The following is a 2,433-nucleotide window of genomic DNA, read 5'->3' on the forward strand; positions in this document are numbered from 1 at the left end:
TTACGGAGAAGACAGATGAGCACCAGAACGATCATCGGCAACCTCGCCACCGACCCCGAGGCTGTGCAGGCGGGCCGCGTGCAGATCGTGAAGCTGCGCGTGATCGAGAACACCGGCGAATACCGAGCGGGGGAGTGGACCGCGCACGAGGCCCCGACGACGCACTTCGTGGAAGCGAAGTTCGAATTCGGCGAACACGTGCTCGCCTCCCTCCGCAAGGGAGACGCCGTGATCGTCGTCGGCTACGAGCACACCGTCATCTGGGGAGAGGGATAGAACCGCCGCACCGGACGCGTGATCGAAGCCGACGCCATCGGCCCGAACCTCACCCGCGCGACCGCCGTAGTCACGGCGACCGCACAGCGCACTCCGCGCCGCAGCACGGCCTCCGCCGCCGAGTAATTTCGCTCAGATCGCGCGCGTGAAGGCCGACGCCGCGGCGCATCTCACATCCGACAGGTACATCAAGACCATCGAAGATGGCTCGCCGACGCTCTGGATGAAGGACACGTTCAACCTCCATCCGCACCCCGCTTGGCAAGCCCGACGGGAGGCGGCGAGCGGAGATTCGCGGTTCGCTGACCGCGTAGGAGTCTGACGCCACGCCGCCTACTGGCTTCCAGCACGACTGAGGCCGCCCCTCGCGTCCCAGCCCAGGTGACGACGGGTTGGGATGCGGCGGCGTTCATGGTGGTAGCGCGTCACCGGAACGCTATCCGACTCCCCGGATAGGATTCGGGCGATGTCCCCGAACGAAGACGAGCGCCTGGCGGCGGAACAGCGGGCCCGCGTGCTGATCGACCGCCAGCTCGAAGCTGCGGGCTGGAAGGTGCAGGACCGCAAGGCGCTCAACCTGTTCGCGGCGACCGGTGTCGCCGTACGCGAGGTCATCATGAAACCCGGACATGGCCGGGTCGATTACCTCCTGTACGTCGACAAGGCGGTCGTCGGCGTCATCGAAGCAAAGCCGGTCGGCACGCCTCTCTCCGGCGTCGAGTGGCAGTCCGCGATGTACGCGGTCGGACTTCCCGACGATGTACGTAAGCGGGCCCTCGATCCGGAAGGACGGCTGCCGTTCGTCTTCGAGGCGTCTGGCACCGAGACGCACTTCACCAACGGCTTCGACCCGGCCCCGCGCGCGCGGCGTATCTTCCACTTCCCGAAGCCCGAGACTCTCGGTCGCACGATCCGCGCGGCCAGCGAACATCCTGACGAAGCACCCACCTGGCGCGGCCGGGTGAACAGTCTGCCGGCACTCGACGAGACACACTTGCGCCCCGCGCAGATTGACGCCGTTAGGAGCGTCGAGCGCAGCCTGCGCGAGCAGCGCTTCGGTCGTTCGCTCGTGCAGATGGCGACCGGCGCCGGCAAGACGTACACGGCGGTGACCGAGGCGTATCGGCTGCTGAAGTGGGGCGGGTTCAGCCGAGTGCTGTTCCTGGTCGACCGCAACAACCTCGCGGATCAGACCCTCGGCGAGTTCCAGAACTACCGCACGCCTGACGACGGTCGCCGATTCACCGAGCTCTACAACGTGGCCAAGCTCACGCGCGGCGGAATGCCCGACTCGACGAAGGTCGCAATCTCGACAATTCAGCGGGTCTTCAAGGCAATCAAGAACGAGGACGTTCCAGAGGGTGATGATCCGGGCCTTGACCACTTCACTCCCGAGACGCCGGTCGCGGTCGCATACAACCCCGACCTCCCGCCGGAGGCCTTCGATCTCGTGATCGTTGATGAAGCGCATCGGAGCATCTACGGCGTGTGGCGCGGAGTGGTCGAGTACTTCGACGCCCACGTCGTCGGTCTCACCGCGACGCCTGGCAAGCAGACGTTCGGGTTCTTCCAGCAGAACCTTGTCTCGGAGTACACCTACGCCGAGTCGGTGGCCGATGGTGTGAACGTCGACTTCGACATCTACCGGATCAAGACCGAGATCACCGAGAACGGGTCGACGATCGAGGCGGGCACGTTCGTGCCGAAGGTCAATCGCGATACGCGTGAGGTGAAGATCGAGAAGCTCGACGCCGACCTCGATTACACAAAGAGCCAGCTCGACCGTGCCGTGACGGCGAAGCACCAGATCCGCCTCGTGCTCGAGACCTTCCGTGATCGGCTGTTCACTGAGATCTTCCCCGGCCGTCGCACCGTGCCGAAAACCCTGATCTTCGCTAAGGACGACAACCACGCCGAAGAGATCGTGCAGACGGTGCGCGAGGTCTTCGGCAAGGGCAACGACTTCGCCGCGAAGATCACCTACAGCGCGAAGGATCCGAAGGGGCACCTGAAGGCGTTCCGCACCAGCCCCAGCCTGCGCATCGCTGTCACCGTCGACATGATCGCCACCGGCACCGACGTGAAGCCGCTCGAGTGCGTGCTGTTCATGCGAGACGTGCGGTCGGCTCAGTACTTCGAGCAAATGAAGGGTCGCGG

The 2,433-nt window shown here is 65.0% G+C and carries 2 protein-coding genes; both read left to right on the plus strand.

Annotated elements, in window-relative coordinates; translation table 11 throughout:
• The first annotated feature begins 15 nt into the window (after positions 1-15).
• Positions 16-276 carry a single-stranded DNA-binding protein gene (locus C5C82_RS16965; protein ID WP_104355427.1) on the plus strand — a complete coding sequence of 87 codons (261 nt, stop codon included), beginning with the start codon at positions 16-18 and terminating at the stop codon, positions 274-276.
• A gap of 466 nt (positions 277-742) precedes the next feature.
• Positions 743-2,433, plus strand: a 1,691-nt coding sequence (locus tag C5C82_RS16970) for a DEAD/DEAH box helicase family protein (RefSeq protein WP_181134473.1), incomplete at its 3' end; no start/stop codon positions are given.

Origin of the sequence: Rathayibacter sp. AY1D5, assembly GCF_002932515.1 — a bacterium.
Classification (GTDB): Bacteria; Actinomycetota; Actinomycetes; order Actinomycetales; family Microbacteriaceae; genus Rathayibacter.

Excerpts from the sequence above, each read along its gene's own strand:
- C5C82_RS16965 (WP_104355427.1), top strand. The coding sequence starts at position 16 with ATGAGCACCAGAACGATCATCGGCAACCTCGCCACCGACCCCGAGGCT.